Source organism: Bradyrhizobium sp. JR3.5, from assembly GCF_054057015.1.
In genome coordinates this window covers 1,605,190-1,621,821 of sequence record NZ_JBSRYV010000001.1, presented here as the reverse complement: position 1 = coordinate 1,621,821, position 16,632 = coordinate 1,605,190, and the positions used below count along the sequence as shown (strand labels likewise).

At 63.7% G+C, this 16,632-nt stretch carries 17 protein-coding genes, 1 tRNA gene and 1 pseudogene; 7 read left to right on the top strand and 12 right to left on the bottom strand.

What is annotated here, in order from left to right:
* Nucleotides 1–34: 34 nt before the first annotated feature.
* From ACVWW1_RS08180 to rpoZ, 8 genes are all read right to left on the bottom strand, one after another.
* Nucleotides 35–415, bottom strand: coding sequence for a hypothetical protein (locus tag ACVWW1_RS08180; protein ID WP_092114758.1), 381 nt, complete (start codon nucleotides 413–415; stop codon nucleotides 35–37).
* A 44-nt stretch (nucleotides 416–459) separates the two neighbouring features.
* Nucleotides 460–1,383 carry a GTPase Era gene (era, locus tag ACVWW1_RS08175; protein ID WP_207829925.1) on the bottom strand — a complete coding sequence of 308 codons (924 nt, stop codon included), beginning with the start codon at nucleotides 1,381–1,383 and terminating at the stop codon, nucleotides 460–462.
* On the bottom strand, nucleotides 1,376–2,197 hold the full coding sequence (gene rnc, locus ACVWW1_RS08170; RefSeq protein WP_456655457.1) for a ribonuclease III: 822 nt from the start codon (nucleotides 2,195–2,197) through the stop codon (nucleotides 1,376–1,378). Before rnc ends, era begins: the two co-directional genes overlap by 8 nt.
* Complete coding sequence (gene lepB / locus ACVWW1_RS08165; RefSeq protein WP_456655456.1) at nucleotides 2,194–2,955, bottom strand: signal peptidase I; 762 nt, start codon at nucleotides 2,953–2,955, stop codon at nucleotides 2,194–2,196. Before lepB ends, rnc begins: the two co-directional genes overlap by 4 nt.
* Nucleotides 2,956–3,238: 283 nt before the next feature.
* A complete protein-coding gene (acpS, locus tag ACVWW1_RS08160; RefSeq protein ID WP_207829929.1) occupies nucleotides 3,239–3,655 on the bottom strand; it encodes a holo-ACP synthase in 417 nt (138 codons plus the stop codon).
* Nucleotides 3,652–4,425 carry a pyridoxine 5'-phosphate synthase gene (locus tag ACVWW1_RS08155; protein WP_456655455.1) on the bottom strand — a complete coding sequence of 258 codons (774 nt, stop codon included), beginning with the start codon at nucleotides 4,423–4,425 and terminating at the stop codon, nucleotides 3,652–3,654. The genes acpS and ACVWW1_RS08155 overlap by 4 nt, the downstream gene beginning before the upstream one ends.
* Before the next feature lie 94 nt (nucleotides 4,426–4,519).
* Nucleotides 4,520–6,811 carry a RelA/SpoT family protein gene (locus ACVWW1_RS08150; RefSeq protein WP_456655454.1) on the bottom strand — a complete coding sequence of 764 codons (2,292 nt, stop codon included), beginning with the start codon at nucleotides 6,809–6,811 and terminating at the stop codon, nucleotides 4,520–4,522.
* A 216-nt stretch (nucleotides 6,812–7,027) separates the two neighbouring features.
* Complete coding sequence (gene rpoZ, locus ACVWW1_RS08145; protein ID WP_016844003.1) at nucleotides 7,028–7,420, bottom strand: DNA-directed RNA polymerase subunit omega; 393 nt, start codon at nucleotides 7,418–7,420, stop codon at nucleotides 7,028–7,030.
* Nucleotides 7,421–7,780: 360 nt separating this feature from the next.
* Between rpoZ and ACVWW1_RS08140 the strand changes: the two genes are divergently transcribed.
* Together ACVWW1_RS08140 and ACVWW1_RS08135 are read left to right on the top strand one after the other, a co-directional pair.
* The gene (locus ACVWW1_RS08140) at nucleotides 7,781–8,413 is read left to right on the top strand and encodes a LabA-like NYN domain-containing protein (protein ID WP_016844002.1); all 633 of its coding nucleotides are present in this window, start codon (nucleotides 7,781–7,783) and stop codon (nucleotides 8,411–8,413) included.
* Nucleotides 8,394–9,054, top strand: a pseudogene (locus ACVWW1_RS08135) (uracil-DNA glycosylase). The gene ACVWW1_RS08140 and the pseudogene ACVWW1_RS08135 overlap by 20 nt, the downstream one beginning before the upstream one ends.
* Nucleotides 9,055–9,095: 41 nt before the next feature.
* On the opposite strand, the gene ACVWW1_RS08130 reads toward ACVWW1_RS08135, so the two are convergent.
* The 4 genes from ACVWW1_RS08130 to dapA form a co-directional block, all read right to left on the bottom strand.
* Nucleotides 9,096–9,692 (bottom strand): peroxiredoxin, encoded by a 597-nt coding sequence (locus tag ACVWW1_RS08130; RefSeq protein ID WP_207829933.1) that lies wholly within the window; start codon nucleotides 9,690–9,692, stop codon nucleotides 9,096–9,098.
* Between the two features lie 49 nt (nucleotides 9,693–9,741).
* Nucleotides 9,742–10,215 (bottom strand): SsrA-binding protein SmpB, encoded by a 474-nt coding sequence (smpB, locus tag ACVWW1_RS08125; protein ID WP_173642523.1) that lies wholly within the window; start codon nucleotides 10,213–10,215, stop codon nucleotides 9,742–9,744.
* 1 nt (nucleotide 10,216) lies between these two features.
* Nucleotides 10,217–10,630 carry a large conductance mechanosensitive channel protein MscL gene (mscL, locus tag ACVWW1_RS08120; RefSeq protein ID WP_173643155.1) on the bottom strand — a complete coding sequence of 138 codons (414 nt, stop codon included), beginning with the start codon at nucleotides 10,628–10,630 and terminating at the stop codon, nucleotides 10,217–10,219.
* Nucleotides 10,631–10,714: 84 nt separating this feature from the next.
* Nucleotides 10,715–11,605 carry a 4-hydroxy-tetrahydrodipicolinate synthase gene (gene dapA, locus ACVWW1_RS08115; RefSeq protein WP_176530895.1) on the bottom strand — a complete coding sequence of 297 codons (891 nt, stop codon included), beginning with the start codon at nucleotides 11,603–11,605 and terminating at the stop codon, nucleotides 10,715–10,717.
* Between the two features lie 306 nt (nucleotides 11,606–11,911).
* Here dapA and ACVWW1_RS08110 point away from each other — a divergent pair, with 306 nt between their 5' ends.
* From ACVWW1_RS08110 to ACVWW1_RS08090, 5 genes are all read left to right on the top strand, one after another.
* Complete coding sequence (locus ACVWW1_RS08110; protein ID WP_456655453.1) at nucleotides 11,912–14,413, top strand: lytic transglycosylase domain-containing protein; 2,502 nt, start codon at nucleotides 11,912–11,914, stop codon at nucleotides 14,411–14,413.
* Between the two features lie 251 nt (nucleotides 14,414–14,664).
* Nucleotides 14,665–14,758 (top strand) — tRNA-Ser (locus ACVWW1_RS08105).
* Between the two features lie 198 nt (nucleotides 14,759–14,956).
* Entirely contained in the window at nucleotides 14,957–15,238 is a 282-nt protein-coding gene (locus tag ACVWW1_RS08100) for a hypothetical protein (RefSeq protein WP_456655452.1), read from the top strand.
* Nucleotides 15,239–15,339: 101 nt separating this feature from the next.
* The gene (locus tag ACVWW1_RS08095; protein ID WP_456655451.1) at nucleotides 15,340–15,567 is read left to right on the top strand and encodes a DUF3606 domain-containing protein; all 228 of its coding nucleotides are present in this window, start codon (nucleotides 15,340–15,342) and stop codon (nucleotides 15,565–15,567) included.
* A gap of 492 nt (nucleotides 15,568–16,059) precedes the next feature.
* Nucleotides 16,060–16,632 carry a hypothetical protein gene (locus ACVWW1_RS08090; protein WP_456655450.1) on the top strand — a complete coding sequence of 191 codons (573 nt, stop codon included), beginning with the start codon at nucleotides 16,060–16,062 and terminating at the stop codon, nucleotides 16,630–16,632.

Sequence of the window (16,632 nt, the reverse complement as noted above, 5' to 3'; positions counted from 1 at the left end):
CGCGGACCCGTTGGGCTAACCCGCCCAACGCAGCCTACGCGTTGAACCAGCCCTGCGCGTCGCCGGTGAAGGAATAATACAGCCCGGCCGTGGTCAGGATGCAGGACACCACCTCGATGGCGCTGTCGAGCTCCAGGCCCTTCTCGCCGATCACCTGCACCAGCGAGATCACCGACAGCACCAGCATCGCGCCCAGCGCCCAGCGCGGCCAGTTCTTGCGGTGCTGCGCGGCGAGCCGGACGAAATACACCAGCAGCAGGATCATGCAGCCGGCGGTCAGCGTCTCGCCGGTGATCATCTGATCAGTCCTCACGTCGGTCGGCGTGCGGTCCTGGAACGCCACCGACAACGCATCGAGCGTCAGCGACAGATAGAGCAGCACCTCAAACCACAGCACATTTCTGGGCACGTTCATTGCTTTGGGCACGCTCACTGCTCTGGGCACATTCAGGCGCCGGCTCATTCCTTGGGGAAGTCCAGTCCCATTTCCTTGTAGCGGTCGGGATCGTCGCCCCAGTTCTCGCGCACCTTGACGAACAGGAACAGGTGCACGGGAACGCCCATGATCTCGGCGATCTCGGCACGCGCCTGCGCGCCGATCGACTTGATGGTGGCGCCGCCCTTGCCGAGCACGATCTTGCGCTGGCTCTCGCGCTCGACAAAGATCGTCTGCTCGATGCGGATCGACTTGTCCTTGCGGTCGGTCCAGCTGTCGGTCTCGACCGTCGACTGGTACGGCAATTCCTGATGCAGATGGCTGTAGATCTTCTCGCGGGTGATCTCGGCCGCCAGATGCCGCATCGGCGCATCCGACATCTGGTCCTCGGGATAGAGGAACGGTCCCGCGGGCACCAGCTTGGCCAGCGCCTGGCGCAGATCATCAACGCCATCGCCCGACAGCGCCGAGATCATGAAGGTGTGCTCGAAGCGCATCCGCTCGTTGGCGGCCTGCGCCAGCGCCAGCAGCTTCTCGCGCTGCACGAGGTCGACCTTGTTCAGCACCAGGATCTTCGGATGCGCGACGGTTTCGAGCTTGGCGAGGATCGCATTGGCCTCCTCGTCGATGCCCGACTTCGCATCGAGCAGCACACAGACGAGATCGGCGTCGTGGGCGCCGCTCCAGGCGGTCGACACCATGGCGCGGTCGAGCCGGCGCCGCGGCGCGAAGATGCCGGGCGTGTCGACCAGGATGATTTGCGCGTTGCCCTCGATCACGATGCCGCGGATCAGCGCGCGCGTGGTCTGCACCTTGCGCGAAACGATGGTGACCTTGGAGCCCACCAGCGCATTGACCAGCGTCGACTTGCCGACATTGGGCGCGCCGATCAGCGCGACGAAGCCACAGCGCGTCGCATCCCCCTGCCCTTTGGCTTCGTCAGTCATTGGTACCGACGCCTTCACGCTCGATCATCGCGGATGCTGCTGCTTTCTCGGCCGCGCGCTTGTTGCCTCCGAGGCCCTCGGCGGAGGCGAGGCCCGGCAGGTCAACCGCAACGCGGAATTGTGGATCGTGGTGCGGGCCGGTGCGTTCGACCTCGCGATAGACCGGCGTCGGCAATCCCTTGCCTTGCGCCCATTCCTGCAACACGGTCTTGGGATCGCGCAGCGGCCGGCGCAGCTTGTGCATCCGCTCGGTCCAGTTGCGCTCAACGAACTGGCGCGCCGCCTCGTAGCCGCCGTCGAGAAAGATCGCCCCGATCACCGCTTCGCAGATATCGCCGAGCACGGATTTGCGCAGCCGCGCGCCCTCGACCGCCTTCACCATGCCGAGCTTGATGTCCTCGAGCAGCCCGAGCGACTTGGCGACGTCGGCGCAGCTTTCCTTGCGCACGAGATCGGCGAGCCGCTTCGACAACTCGCCCTCATCGGCCTTCGGGAACGCCCGGAACAGCATGTCGGACACGATCAGCCCGAGCACGTGGTCGCCGAGGAATTCCAGCCGCTGGTAGCTGTCGGCGCGGTTGCGGGTGGCGGGCTTCAGTGCGGAGACGTGGGTGAACGCGGTGGTCAGCAGCGCGGCATCCGAGAACGTATACCCGATACGCGCCTCGGTGCCGGCGATCGCGGCCTTCTCTTCAGCCGCCTTGGCGGCCTTGCTGCGCCGCTTCTTCGGCACGGCCGTGCTTTCGGCGGCGGGCGTCTGGCTCGGCTCGCCGGTCGGCGCTTGGTCGTTAATGGCTGCGGTATCGTCGTTCATCGCACGATGGAGAATAGGCGGTTCCACCGCACGGCGAACGGCCAGCGCCAGATCATCCAGGCCTGCTCGCCCTCGGCGATCGAGAAGAAGATCATCTGGGCCCGCCCGATGATGTTCTCGAACGGCACATAGCCGACCTGCGACAGGAAGCGGCTGTCGGTGGAGTTGTCGCGGTTGTCGCCCATCATGAAGAGGTGCCCGGGCGGAACGGTGTAGACGATGGTGTTGTCCATGTAGCTGTTGTCGGTGCAGTCGAGCGACTCATAGCTGACGCCGTTCGGCAGCGTTTCCTTCCAGCGCTTGACCCGCGCGGTGGCATCCGCCGAGCCGCAGGGATCCTCACCGACGAAATCGCTCAGCCGCTCGCGCTTGATCGGCTCATCGTTGATGTAGAGCAACCCGTTCCGGACCTCGATGCGGTCGCCCGGCAGTCCGATGACGCGCTTGATGTAGTCGGTGGAGTCATCCCGCGGCAGGCGGAACACCACGATGTCGCCGCGGTTCGGCTCCGAGCCGAAGATGCGCCCCGAGAAAATGTTCGGCGAGAACGGGATCGAATAGTGGCTATAGCCATAGGAATATTTCGAGACGAACAGGTAGTCGCCGACCAAGAGCGTCGCCTTCATCGACCCCGAGGGGATGTTGAACGGCTGGAACAGGAAGGTGCGGATGACGAGCGCGATCAGAAGGGCATGGATGACGACGCGGATGGTCTCGCCCACGCCGCTCTCAGATTTGGTCCCGGTGGTCGCGCTCATTGCTTTCCCAATTCCCGCAGGGCCCTGATGCCCACGCGGTGGCAGAACGTTCTCTCCACGCGAAGCGTTCGACCCCCGCGTGAGGAAAATGGCCTTGATTCTGATCTTGAGGGCAAATTCCAGCCTAAACTTGGAATCCGCGTCTCGCTCGATACCCTGCGGCGTTTTAGACGGTTGTTCGCAGGGGCGCAATCAATCGCCGCCTCAAAACTTCGCAATTCATTGAAATGTCAATGATTTTTTAGTTTGCTGAAGTTTTCTGGCAAATTCCGGCGCCACGCGCTCATCTGGCGGGAGCAACCGCCGAAATTATGACGAAGGCCTGCGCCAGCGGCCAATCGTCGGTGATCGAAAGGTCGATCTGCGCCTGCATGCCCTCGGGTGTCAGCTCCTGGAGCCGGGCCAGCGCCCCGCCGGTCAGCAGCATCGACGGCCGTCCTCCCGGCAGGTTCACCACCCCCATGTCCTTCCACCACACCCCGCGCCGGATACCGGTGCCGAGCGCCTTGGAGCAGGCCTCCTTCGCGGCGAACCGCTTGGCGTAGGTTGCGACCACCATCTTCTCGCTGTTGGCCCGGCGCACCGCTTTGGCGCGCTCGGCGTCGGTGAAGATGCGATCGAGGAAGCGCTCGCCGTGCCGCTCGATCACCTTCGCAATCCGGGTGATGTCGATCAGGTCGGAGCCAATGCCGATGATCATGCGCTGGCGGCACCTTGCGCCCTGGCACGGCCGTGGTTCATTGCCGCACGCATCTCGCGCACCGTTGCGGCGATGCCGACGAACAGCGCCTCGCCCATCATGAAATAGCCGATGTTGAGCTCGCGGATTTCGGGCAGCGCGGAGATCATCTCCGCGGTCTCGTAGTCGAGCCCGTGGCCGGCATGGACCTCGAGCCCGGCCGCCTGCGCGAGCTTGGCGCCGGCGACGATGCGCTTCCACTCGGCCTCCGCCTTGTCCTTGTGACCGTCGACCACGGCGTCGCACCAGCCGCCGGTGTGGATCTCGATCACGGGCGCCTTCAGCTGCGCGGCCATCTCGATTTGCCTGGGATCGGCGGCAATGAACAGCGAGACCCGGATGCCGGCATCATTGAGCCGCGCGATGAACGGCGCCAGCGCATTGTGCTGGCCGACCACGTCGAGGCCGCCTTCGGTGGTGAGCTCCTGGCGCCGTTCCGGCACCAGACAGACGGCGTGCGGCTTGGTGGCGAGCGAAATCCGCAGCATGTCGTCGGTCGCCGCCATCTCGAAATTCAGCGGCTTGGATATCTCGGCCTTGAGCCGCGCCATGTCCTCGTCGCGGATGTGACGGCGATCCTCGCGCAAATGCGCCGTGATGCCGTCGGCGCCGGCCTCGATCGCGGCAAGCGCCAGCCGCACCGGATCGGGCCGCGCCCCGCCCCGCGCATTGCGCAGGGTCGCGACGTGATCGACATTGATACCGAGACGGAGCGGAGCAGCCTTTGACATGTCTCTAACCTGCAATTCTAGCCTGTCATGCGCGGGCATAGCCGTCCGAAGGGAAGGCGTCGCTTCCGCTCGCCTATGCCCTGCGCATGCGTCTTTACCCATTGACGCGTTCGACCCGTGCAACGACGGCCTTGGCGCGCAACTGCGCTATGATAGCGCTGAGATGCTTGAGGTCATAGACCTCAAGATCGATTGTCAGCTCCGTGAAGTCAGGCGATTGGCGCGACATGTGAATGTTGTCGATATTGCCGTCGTGCTCGGCGATCACGGTCGCGATCTGGGCGAGGCTGCCCGGCTCGTTGACATTGTGGACCAGGATGCGCGCGGGGAAGCGCTGCGGCATGGTCTCGTCGATGTCCCAGCGCACGTCGAGCCAGCGCTCCGGCTCCTCCTCGAAATCCTTCAGCGCCGGCGACTGGATCGGGTAGATCGTGATCCCCTCACCCGCCGTGACGATGCCGACGATCCGATCGCCCGGCACCGCGCCGCCGTTCGGCGCGAACTTCACCGGCAGGTCGGAATTGATGCCGCGCACCGGGATCACCGAAGTGGCGCGCGCCGGATGCGGCGGGGTCTGCGTCTTCAGCTTGGCGGCGAGCCCCTTCTTGGCGCCATAGCGCACCAGCCGCTCTTCCTTGTAGTCGGGATACATCGCGCGCGCGACGTCGGAGGCCTTGATCTCGCCGCGTCCGACGGAGGCCATCACGTCCTCGATCGAGGTGCGGGCGAGCCGCGGCAAGGCGCCCTTCAGCTTGTCGTCGGCATATTCGATCTTGGCGCGGGCAAACAGGCGGTCGACGATGCGGCGGCCGAGGCCGGCATACTGGTCGCGCACCGCATCGCGGGTGGCACGCCGGATCGCGGCGCGCGCCTTGCCGGTGCGGGCCAGCGCTTCCCAGGCCGACGGCGGCGCCGACTGCGCCTTCGAGGTCAGCACCTCGACCTCATCGCCGTTCTGCAGCTCCGAGGACAGCGGCGCGAACTTGCCGTTGATCTTGCAGCCGACCGCGCTGTTGCCGACGCCGGTGTGCACGGCATAGGCGAAATCGATCACGTTGGCGTTGCGCGGCAGCGCGATCAGCTTGCCCTTCGGCGTGAAGCAGAACACCTGGTCGTGGAACAGCTCAAGCTTGGTGTGCTCGAGGAATTCCTCGGGATTGGAGCTCTCCGAGAGGATGCCGATGGTGTGGCGCAGCCAGGCGAACGCGTTCGACTCGTGCTTCAGCCGCTCATGCGGCGAGCCCGCCCCTTCCTTGTAGAAGGCATGCGCGGCGATACCGAACTCGGCGATCTGGTTCATCTCCTCGGTGCGGATCTGCAGCTCGACGCGCTGCTTGCCCGGCCCGATCACGGTGGTGTGGATCGACCGGTAGTCGTTCTGCTTCGGGGTCGAGATGTAATCCTTGAAGCGGCCCGGCACGACCGGCCAGGTGGTGTGGACAATGCCGAGCGCGCGGTAGCAGGCGCCGACATCATCGAGGATGACGCGGAAGCCGTAGATGTCGGAGAGCTGCTCGAAGCCGACCGACTTGCGCTCCATCTTGGTCCAGATCGAAAACGGCTGCTTGCGGCGGCCGAACACCCGCGCGGTGATGCCGTTCTTCTGCAGGTTCTTGGAGAGCTGGGCTTCGATCTCGCCGATCAGGTTGCGGTTGCGCTCGGCCAGTGAATCGAGCCGCTGCTTGACCACTGCATAAGCCTCGGGATCGAGCACGAAGAACGACAGGTCCTCCAGCTCCTCGCGCATCTCCTGCATACCCATGCGGCCGGCCAGCGGCGCATAGATATCCAGCGTCTCCTCGGCGATGCGGCGGCGCGAGGCCGGCGGCACGAATTCCAGCGTGCGCATGTTGTGCAGGCGGTCGGCGAGCTTGATCAGCAGCACGCGGACGTCGTCGGCGATCGCCAGCAGCAGCTTGCGCAAATTCTCGGCCTGCTTGGCCTCGCGCGACACCAGCTCCAGCCGCTTCAGCTTGGTCAGGCCTTCGACCAGCGCGCCGATCTCATGGCCGAACACATGGTCGATCTCGGCCCGCGTCGCCTCGGTGTCCTCGATCGTGTCGTGCAGCAGCGCCGCCACGATCGTGGCGTCGTCGAGCTTGAGGTTGGTGAGGATCGCGGCGACCTCGAGCGGATGCGAGAAATAGGGATCGCCGGAGGCGCGCATCTGCGTGCCGTGCGCCTTCATGGCGTAGACGTAGGCGCGGTTGAGCAGGTCTTCGTTGGTGTCGGGGTTATAGGACCGGACGCGTTCGACAAGGTCATATTGTCGCATCATTCGGGTCCGCGGCCTGGCTGGCCTTTCCGCCGTGGACGACGCCGGCGCGACCGCGACCGTTTCGGTTGCAGCCTGCATCTGGATGGAACTGCGGCGTCGATACGCCATGAACTCGCTGCCTCTCGCGGGACCGGAACGTCCCTTCTTCCTCAATCTAGTGCGCTTTCGAACGAAGCGGCACCCCGCGCGGGCCCTGGAACCATTCAATTTCGCGCGCCCGCATAGGACGCACCGTAACAGCAAAATTGTCAACAAAAGCAAAGGCCCGGAGCAATGTCCGGGCCTTTGGCAAATTGATCCGAGATGCGGAGCCGAATGACGAGCTTACTCGTCTTCCTCGGGCTGCTCTTCCGGGGGCGCCAGGCCCTCGAGGCCCTTCAGCAGCTCTTCCTCGGTCATGCGCTCGACCGCGACCTCGGTGTCGTCGGCGTCGACGCTGGCACCGGCGGAACCGATCAGCGGCACAGTGTCCGGCTCAGGCTCGTCGACCTCGACGAACTTCTGCAGGGAGTGCACGAGTTCCTCTTTCAGGTCCTCCGGCGAGATCGTCGAATCGGCGATCTCCCGCAGCGAAACGACCGGGTTCTTGTCGTTGTCGCGATCAACCGTAAGTTGCGATCCCGACGAGATCATCCGGGCACGATGCGCAGCCAACAGGACGAGGTCGAAACGATTGTCGACCTTATCAATGCAATCTTCGACGGTGACGCGAGCCATCTCGAGGCGCTCCGTGGTAAAAGGGACCGAACATGTAGGTTATGAGGGTTAGTTATAGGGCTAGTCCCCGTTTCGCAAGGCAAAATTTGTGATTTGCCTTCCCAACAGGCTCTGATAACCCCCTCTGCCGGGGCCAGAAGGGCCGGAGCGTCTGACGACATGGCTAGGTTGCTGTCCCAGGCAAGTAAATCTCTTCATTGCAATGTCAAAGGTCTAGGCTTTTTGCCCTCGCCTCACCATAATTGCGGTGGTGACTGTCGTGGGGAAAGATTCACAGAACTTTAGGCAGCAACGCCGGAAATTACGCGCGGTTGATCACCGCCGCGCTAAGAACACTAACAACCACGCGAGAACACTTTGATGTCGTCACCTGTTTCCAACAAGATCGCGCTCTTCATCGATGGAGCCAATCTTTACGCAACCGCAAAGACGCTCGGCTTCGACATCGACTACAAGCGCCTTCTCAAGGAATTCCAGAGTCGCGGCACCCTGCTCCGTGCGTTCTACTACACGGCGATCATCGAGGATCAGGAGTATTCGTCGATCCGTCCGCTGATCGATTGGCTCGACTACAACGGCTACACCGTAGTCACCAAGGCGACCAAGGAGTTCATCGACGCCAGCGGCCGCCGCAAGGTGAAGGGCAATATGGACATCGAGCTTGCCGTCGATGCCATGGAGCTGGCTGAGCACATCGACCAGATGATCCTGTTTTCCGGCGACGGCGACTTCCGCTCGCTGGTCGAGGCCGTGCAGCGCCGCGGCGTCCGCGTCACCGTCATCTCCACCATTGCCAGCCAGCCGCCGATGATCGCCGACGAGCTGCGCCGCCAGGCCGACGTCTTCACCGACCTCGTCGAGCTGCAATCCAAGCTTGGCCGCGATCCGTCCGAACGTCCGGCCCCGCGCGAACCGCGTCACCACTCCCCGCAATTCCTGCAGCGCGCGACCACCATGGCCCCCCGGGGAGCCGATGACGATTTCGACGAGTAATCTCGTCGCCGCACCCACGCGCCCCGACAGCAACTGTCAGCTCTGTGTCAGGCTGGCCGACTTTCGTGCACAGGCCCGCACACTCCACCCGGACTGGTTCAACTCGCCGGTGGAATCGTTCGGCGATCCGAATGCGCGGCTGTTGATCGTCGGGCTCGCGCCGGGCATGCAGGGCGCCAACCGCACGGGCCGTCCCTTCACCGGCGACTACGCCGGCGATCTGCTCTACGCGACCTTGCTCGAATATGGCTTCGCCAGCGGCGTCTATCAGGCGCGGCCGGACGACGGCTTAAAGCTGGTGGACTGCCGGATCAGCAACGCGGTGCGCTGCGTGCCGCCGCAAAACAAGCCGCTGCCGGCCGAGATTAACACCTGCCGGCAATTCCTCCGCGCAACCATCGCTACGATGCCGAAGCTGCGCGCGATCGTGCTGCTCGGGCGAATCGCACACGAATCAACGTTGAAGGCGCTGGATGTTCGTCTGGCTAACGCGCCCTTTGTGCACGGTGCAGTGCACAGCGCCGGAACATTCAAGCTCTACGACAGCTACCACTGCTCGCGCTACGAATACGAACACCGGCGTGCTGACGACCGACATGTTCCGCAAGGTCTTCGCGACCGTGCGCAAGGAGCTCGGCTAGAGCCCTTCTCCCGGTATCCACTTCGCGAACCGGTATCCACTTTATTTGGAAGCGCTCTCATCTTTCCGCGGATTGGCCTGCAGCCATTCCAGCACGTCGCCGGCATTCCGGTCAGGCGGGAACACCGGATAGAACACGTGCGTGATGCGCGCATCGTCGATGATGAGCGCTAGCCGCTTGATCAGCGTCAGGCCCGCCACCGACATCGTCGGCAGTCTCAGCGCGTGTGTCAGTTCCAGCGCTTCGTCGGACAGCACCGGGAACGGCAGGTGCAGACGCGACGCCATCTCGGTCTGGTACGCATTGCTCTGCGTCGACAGCCCGAACACCTGGGCGGCACCGGCCGCCTTCAGGTCGGCGAACAGGTCGCGGAAGGCGCAGGTCTGCGGCGTACAGCCGCGGGCCCCCGGGATCATGTCCCAATCGTCGACCAGCCCGATCTTGCCGGGCTCGCCGGTTCGCGGATAGGCGAACACCACGGTGCGGCCCTCGAGCGCCGACAGCGCCACCGAGGTGTCGTCGGTGGCGCGCAGCCTGACCGGCGGGATCGTCATGCCGGTCAGATGCGCCGCGCCGCCATCGTCGGTGGGTGCCGGGATCTTGCTCCAGTCGACGTCGGTGAGGCTGCTCTGGTTCATCGGACCAATCTCCATCCGCCGTCGTCGCAGTGGCGGCGCTCCGGACACCCTAGCCCCGCGCCCGCATCAGGCGGCCCTTTTCGCGGCCCCAGTCGCGCTTCTTCTCGGTCTCGCGCTTGTCGTGCAGCTTCTTGCCCTTGGCGACCGCGAGCAGCAGTTTGGCACGGCCGCGCTCGTTGAAGTACAGCTTCAGCGGAATGAGCGTCATGCCCTCGCGGTCGACCGCGCCGAGCAGCTTGTTGATCTGCTTGCGATGCAGCAAGAGTTTTCGCGGCCGCTTCGGCTCGTGGTTGAAGCGGTTGGCCTGCAGATATTCCGGGATATTGGCGTTGATCAGCCATATCTCGCCGTTCTTGGAATCCGCATAGGACTCCGCGATCGTGCTCTTGCCGCTGCGGATCGACTTCACCTCGGTGCCGGTCAGCGAAATGCCGGCCTCGACCGTATCCTCGATGGCGTAGTTGAAGCGGGCCTTTCGGTTTTCAGCGACAACCTTGATCGGACGTTCGTTCTTGTCGGCCACGTTAGCCCTTCTTGAGGAGGTCGCGGATTTCCGTTAGCAGCACGACCTCGTCGGACGGCTTCGACGGCTCGGCAGGCTTGGCCTCTTCCTTGCGCTTGAACTGACTCATGAGACGGACGACCATGAACAGCACGAAGGCAACGATCGCGAAGTTGATCGTCAGCGTCAGGAAGTTGCCCCAAGCGAGCACCGCACCTTGCTTCTTGGCATCGGCGAGATTTGTTGCGGTGACGTTTTTCGACAGACCGATAAAGTAATTAGAGAAGTCGAGGCCACCGATAGATCCGATGATCGGCATGATGATGTCGCCAACCAGCGAAGTCACGATGGCACCGAAGGCGCCGCCGATGATGACGGCGACGGCAAGGTCGACGACATTGCCCTTCATCGCGAAATCACGGAACTCCTTGAGCATTTGGGAGCCCTTCTGTTCAGCGTCACGTAGCGCCATGGCGGTCACTTCCAAAATCTGGCTGCGATGGGGTTAGCTTGAAGAGCTTCAGTTGATCAGGCCGGCATGCACCATGGCGCTGCGGACGGCCTGGCGGGTCGATTCAGAGACCGGCACCATCGGCAAGCGCAGCTTCTCGTCCAGCTTGCCGAGCAGCGACATCGCATACTTCACCGGCGCCGGATTGCTCTCGATGAACAGGTTGGTGTGCAACGGCATCAGCTTGTCGTGGATTTTCAGCGCCGTGGTGACATCGCCCTTCTGCCAGGCGGTCTGAAACTCCGAGCACAGCCGCGGCGCCACGTTCGAGGTCACCGAGATGCAGCCATGGCCGCCATGCGCCATGTAGCCGATGATGGTCGCGTCCTCGCCCGACAGTTGATTGAAGTCCTCGCCCATCGCAGCGCGCTGCTGCGACACCCGCACCATGCTCGCGGTCGCGTCCTTGACGCCGGCGATGTTCTTCAGCTCGAACAGCCGCGCCATGGTGTCGACCGACATGTCGATCACCGAGCGCGGCGGGATGTTGTAGATGATGATCGGAATGCCGATCGCATCGTTGATCGCCTTGAAGTGCTGGTACATGCCTTCCTGGGTCGGCTTGTTGTAGTACGGCGTCACCACCAGCACCGCATTGGCGCCGGCCTTCTCCGCGTGCTCGGCGAGCTCGATCGCCTCCTTGGTCGAATTCGAGCCGGCGCCGGCGATCACGGGCACCCGGCCCTTGGCCTCCTCGATGCACCACTCGACCACGCGCTTGTGCTCGTCATGGCTCAACGTCGGGCTCTCGCCCGTGGTGCCAACCGGCACCAGGCCGTGCGTGCCCTCGGCGATCTGCCAGTTCACGAGACTGCGGAATGCCGCCTCATCCACCGCGCCGTTTTTGAAGGGCGTCACCAAGGCAGTGAATGATCCCCGGAATTTTGTCTTGGCTGCCATGGACTTCCTCCAAACGCTTCAGGCTAAAGGCTAGGTCGACGGACCCTTGTTATTGTCGTGCTTCACGTCCGTGCAACCGGCACCCGGTTGATGCGAAACGCCATGAAGGGCAATTCATATCGGGTCTGACCCGCAGGCGAAAGGGCCGTACCGAACCTATTCCCAGCCGGTTCCAGCCGCGATTTCGCCGTTGTGCTGGCGCAAACAGCCGCACCGGCAGGCTTCTTAGTATTTTGTCTACGTTTTCAATCAAATAAGAACCCATGGCCCAACCGACCAGATGATTCGGGGCCGCAGAGGACTTCTGTGATCCGTTCCGCCCGCGCAGGCACTTTGCGATCGACGGCGCTGGCGACGAGCCTGGCGCTCGTCGTCGGCCTTGCCGCCATCACGGCCGACGCATGGGCCGCCGAGGATGTTCCAGCCGCGAAGCCGGCTGCCCAGGATGCTGCTTCCAAGACAGCTGCCTCGAAGAATGCGGCTTCCAAGGGCGCTTCCAAGACCGACGCCTCCAAGTCCGGCACCTCGAAGGCACACGCTTCAAAGCCAGCCGACGCCAAGAACGGCGACACCAAGACCAGCGCTGCCAAGGCGGATGCCGCCAAGACGACCTCTTCGAAGTCCGGCGCGGCGAAGACCGACGGCGCCAGGGCCGCGCCTTCCAAGACTGACGCTTCGAAGGCCGCCGCGTCAAAGAGCAGCACGTCCAAGACCACTACGACGAAGCCCACTGCGGCAAAGACCACCGCGTCGAAGCCCGCTGCTCCGGCTGCGACAGGAAGTCTGCCGAACAAGCCGGCGCCCATCCGTGCCGCCGCCCCCGCGCTGGTTCCGGCGACCCGCCAGCATGCCGCGCCGATCGCGCGCAAGCCGGTGCTGCCTGCGGCGGTAGCTGCGACATCGTCGACGTCGCAGTCCGACAAGGAAGCGCTCGCGAGCGTCGTCGAGCTGTTGCGCAAGCGCAAGCCGGCGGACGCCACCGAGGCCGAGGCTTCGATCTCCGATCCGGTTGCGCGCAAGCTTGCCGAGTGGCTGATCCTGCGCAGCGAGGACAATGGCGCCTCGGTCGAGCGCTACCGCGCCTTCCTTGACGCCAATCCGAGCTGGCCCTCGCAGACCTTCCTGCGCCGCCGCATCGAGGCCTCGCTATGGGACGACCATCGCGACGATTCCGCGGTGTGGGCCTGGTTCCAGAATGAATCGCCGGTCTCGGCCAAGGGCCGGCTTGCGCTCGCCAAGGTGATGATCGGACGCGGCGACCGCGGCAATGCCGAGCGCCTGGTGCGCGAAGCCTGGCGCAACGATCCGATGAGCGAGGACACCGAAACCACCGCGCTCGATCTGTTCGGCTCGTTCCTGACCGCCGGCGACCACAAGGCGCGCATGGACACCATGCTCTACGGGACGGACAACGAGGCCGCCGGCATCCGCGCGGCCAGGCGTCTCGGTTCCGGCTATCTGGCGCTCGCCAAGGCGCGCATCGCGGCCAACCGCAAGGGCTCGAACCTGCGCGCGCTACTCGAAGAGGTGCCGCGCGAACTCTCCGGCGACACCGGCTATTTGTTCGCCAAGATCCAGCTGCTCCGCCGCGAGGAGAAGTTCACCGAAGCCGCGCAGCTGATGCTGAGCGCGCCGAAGGACGCCGCGCGGCTCTTCAACGTCGACGAATGGTGGGTCGAGCGCCGCCTGCTGGCGCGCAAGATGATCGACGTCAACGAGTTTCGCACCGCCTATCTGATCGCGCGCGACGCGGCGCTGCCCGCCCGCGACATCTACAAGACCGAGCAGGAATTCACCTCGGGCTGGATCGCGCTGCGCTTTCTCAACGACCCCGCCCTCGCCGCCCAGCATTTCGCGCGGATCGGCGTCGGCAGCGCCAACCCGACCGCGCTGGCGCGTGCCGGTTATTGGCAGGGCCGCGCCGCGGAGGCCGCCGGCCGCGGCCAGGAGGCGCGCACCGCCTACGCACGCGCAGCCGAGCAGTCGACCAGCTATTACGGCCAGCTCGCGCGCGCCAAGCTCGGCCTGCCGCAGATCGAATTGAACAGCGCGCCGCGCGGCCGCGGCGCCGATCGGCTGGAAATCGTGCGCGCGGTCGGGCTGCTCTACGAAATCGACGCGCGCGAGCTTGCGATCCCGATCTTCGGCGACATGGGCGACAATGGCGATCCGGAAGCGCTGGCCGGCCTCGGCGAGCTCACCGCGCGCCACGGCGATGCCCGCGGCATGCTGCTGATGGGCAAGGCCGCGCTCAATCGCGGACTGCCGTTCGACCACTACGCATATCCGGTGAACGGCATTCCATCGTTCCGCCAGGTCGGACCGGAGGTCGAGCAGAGCGTCGTCTACGCGATTGCGCGCCAGGAGAGCGCGTTCAATCCGGCGGTGGTGTCGCCGGCCCAGGCCTACGGCCTGATGCAGGTGACGCCGGACGCCGGACGCTACGTCTGCAAGCGCGCCGGCATCGGCTTCGACCTCAACCGGATGAAGACCGACCCGGTCTACAACGCGATGCTCGGCGCGGCCGAGCTCGGCGGCCTGCTCGAGGACTATCGCGGCTCCTACATCCTGACCTTCGCCGCCTACAATGCCGGCCGCGGCAGCGTGAAGAAGTGGATCGAGCGCTACGGCGACCCGCGCGATCCCAAGGTCGACGCGGTCGACTGGGTCGAGCTGATTCCGTTCTCGGAGACGCGGAACTACGTCCAGCGGATCATGGAGAACCTGCAGGTCTACCGCGCCCGCTTCGGCGGCGGCACCAGATTGCAGATCGACGCCGACCTGCGCCGCGGCGCCAGCGTGGAATGAGCCGGCGCGGCCGGTTTTCAACAGCCTTGCGAGGGGCCGCGGTTAGCCCTGCGCAGATCTCGACCTAAACTTATTGTTATGGCTTGCATTTCCTGCGCTCACCTGAGCCATCGCACCGGAATCGGCGCGCAATATAAAGGCTCAGTGCCCGCTCCCGGGCCGCCGGCGGCACAGCTGCCACCAAATCACCTTGCCGCAAACTGAATCTGCCGCTTGCGGCTTAGCGCCCTCTCGGGCATATCGGCGCCATTGGAGACGTGGCCGAGTGGCTGAAGGCGGCGGTTTGCTAAACCGTTATAGGCTTGTAAAGGCCTATCGAGGGTTCGAATCCCTCCGTCTCCGCCAGTCTCATTGACATCATTGAAATTTCTGGAAAATCGCTGTTCAGCGCACGAGCGGCTGCACAAGCCGCCTTTGGCCTGAACCGGCAGTCACCTCCGCGTGAACGAAACATCATTCCCGGCACGTTGAAGCGAGCGCGAAACAAACCGCGCGCAGCATCGCCTGAGTTGTTCATCACCTGAATATTTCCGGAGTAAAGCCATGCAGCAGGACAGCGGCATTCAATTCCAGGATATCGACCAGGTTTTGCGTAACGCCCAGCTTCGCCGATCCGCCGATTTGACTCCCTGGTTACGGCAGCGCTTCTCATCCAAGGCAGGCAGGCTCGTCATCGCAACTTCGCTGGCTTGCCTGGTTGTCGTGCTGGCGATCGTCGCCGCCCCACGGCCCGTCTCGAGCGCTACGCTTGGCAGCGATTGGCAATGTAGCAAGGCAGCGTTTGTCTTGACGACCTGTCGTCAAACCGATCCTGCGCGCTCATAGCAAGGGGCCTCATCGTTGAAGGAACGTTGCCCCTGGCCGGGCGTTGCGTAGACGGCGACGGCACGTTCGCGAGGGCAACCGGTCCCATCGTCGACCGATCGATGTCGACGCAATGCCGCAACATCGCGAGCAACATGTCCTTTGCGAGCCAAGTTCCCATGAACAAACGCAGGCAAACCTATCTTCGCAATTCGCTGGATCTGCGCGACAAGGTCCAGGTCAAAGTATTGAGGAAGCGCCTCAAGGTCTCCGATCAACAATTTGCTTCAATCGTTCGAAAATCGGGCCCCTCGATTGCCGCCATCACCAAGGAAGCAAAGGTGATCTGATCCAACACCTCGAAGCGGCCGGACGGTCGCGACGGCAATTGGCTGGCGAAACCATTTGGCTGGCGACGCCGTAGCTCGACAGCTGGCCCATTCTTCCATTTTGGCACCGCGGGCCGGCTGAGGCCGTTCGGTCTATCCCAGTCACGAACGGCCTCACTTTTGAGTCCATCAATGAAATGCGTCAGCGGCTACGCGATCGATGATCGAGCCTTGAGGCTTGAGGTGATTGTGGCGGCTGGCGTAGCCACGGTGCCGGTTGAGGGTTAGAGCCGAGGTGGAAGTCGCAGCTTCCCCTCGGCTTGATTATTTGGCATCAAATAGTCATGAAGCCCGCACGAAGTATCCGCCGGCTTGTCGAGATCGGGCTGAAGGCGAAGAAATAAGATGGATGGCCCGAGTCGCGGTCTCAGGTTAGCGGTCTCCTTCGCACTGGCTATTGTCCTGCCTGCTGCTCAGACGCCGCCAACAGTGCATTCGCGGGACGCGCGTCGCGTGGTTGACAAGGAATGTCGCGATGTCTTGCCCGCGCAGGCAAAGATACGGGCATGCCTCAACCTCCTGAGCGATCGACGACTGTCGACTGCCTATATCGCGCCGATCAACAACGAAATATCGAGCACCTTCCAAAGCCTGCGCGACTACGACAACGCCATCAAATACAAGAAGATCGAAATTGAACGCGCACAGAGCGCGGCGAAGCAGCCTGCTTCTTCGGCCGAAACACTTCCCGCAAGTTTCGGCGCGATGTCTCAACGGTACACGGAGCTCGGAACACTCCAGGCGCTCAATCGCCTGGCCAACATCGACAGTCAATCGGATGATGCGCGCCGAGGCGCCACTGAGGAGCAAAGCAACTACACCCTGGCGCTTCAGTACAACCCAATGAACTACAGGGCATATCGATACCGGGCTGAAATTCACAGCCTGTTCTGCGATAGCGCGTCTGCCTCGCAGGACATGGAGGCCGCGGTCAGGTTTGCGGAAGAATCCGGAGATCAGAACGCCGCTCGAGACTACAGGCGCGTCACGCTAACCGCTTGCATTCCGGCTTGGCGCCGAGAATAG

What these genes read in the sequence shown, in the direction of transcription:
- ACVWW1_RS08180 (WP_092114758.1), bottom strand. Translation starts at nt 415, where the DNA reads ATGAACGTGCCCAGAAATGTGCTGTGGTTTGAGGTGCTGCTCTATCTG.
- era (WP_207829925.1), bottom strand. Translation starts at nt 1,383, where the DNA reads ATGACTGACGAAGCCAAAGGGCAGGGGGATGCGACGCGCTGTGGCTTC.
- rnc (WP_456655457.1), bottom strand. Translation starts at nt 2,197, where the DNA reads ATGAACGACGATACCGCAGCCATTAACGACCAAGCGCCGACCGGCGAG.
- lepB (WP_456655456.1), bottom strand. Translation starts at nt 2,955, where the DNA reads ATGAGCGCGACCACCGGGACCAAATCTGAGAGCGGCGTGGGCGAGACC.
- acpS (WP_207829929.1), bottom strand. Translation starts at nt 3,655, where the DNA reads ATGATCATCGGCATTGGCTCCGACCTGATCGACATCACCCGGATTGCG.
- ACVWW1_RS08155 (WP_456655455.1), bottom strand. Translation starts at nt 4,425, where the DNA reads ATGTCAAAGGCTGCTCCGCTCCGTCTCGGTATCAATGTCGATCACGTC.
- ACVWW1_RS08150 (WP_456655454.1), bottom strand. Translation starts at nt 6,811, where the DNA reads ATGGCGTATCGACGCCGCAGTTCCATCCAGATGCAGGCTGCAACCGAA.
- rpoZ (WP_016844003.1), bottom strand. Translation starts at nt 7,420, where the DNA reads ATGGCTCGCGTCACCGTCGAAGATTGCATTGATAAGGTCGACAATCGT.
- ACVWW1_RS08140 (WP_016844002.1), top strand. Translation starts at nt 7,781, where the DNA reads ATGTCGTCACCTGTTTCCAACAAGATCGCGCTCTTCATCGATGGAGCC.
- ACVWW1_RS08130 (WP_207829933.1), bottom strand. Translation starts at nt 9,692, where the DNA reads ATGAACCAGAGCAGCCTCACCGACGTCGACTGGAGCAAGATCCCGGCA.
- mscL (WP_173643155.1), bottom strand. Translation starts at nt 10,630, where the DNA reads ATGCTCAAGGAGTTCCGTGATTTCGCGATGAAGGGCAATGTCGTCGAC.
- dapA (WP_176530895.1), bottom strand. Translation starts at nt 11,605, where the DNA reads ATGGCAGCCAAGACAAAATTCCGGGGATCATTCACTGCCTTGGTGACG.
- ACVWW1_RS08100 (WP_456655452.1), top strand. Translation starts at nt 14,957, where the DNA reads ATGCAGCAGGACAGCGGCATTCAATTCCAGGATATCGACCAGGTTTTG.
- ACVWW1_RS08095 (WP_456655451.1), top strand. Translation starts at nt 15,340, where the DNA reads ATGTCGACGCAATGCCGCAACATCGCGAGCAACATGTCCTTTGCGAGC.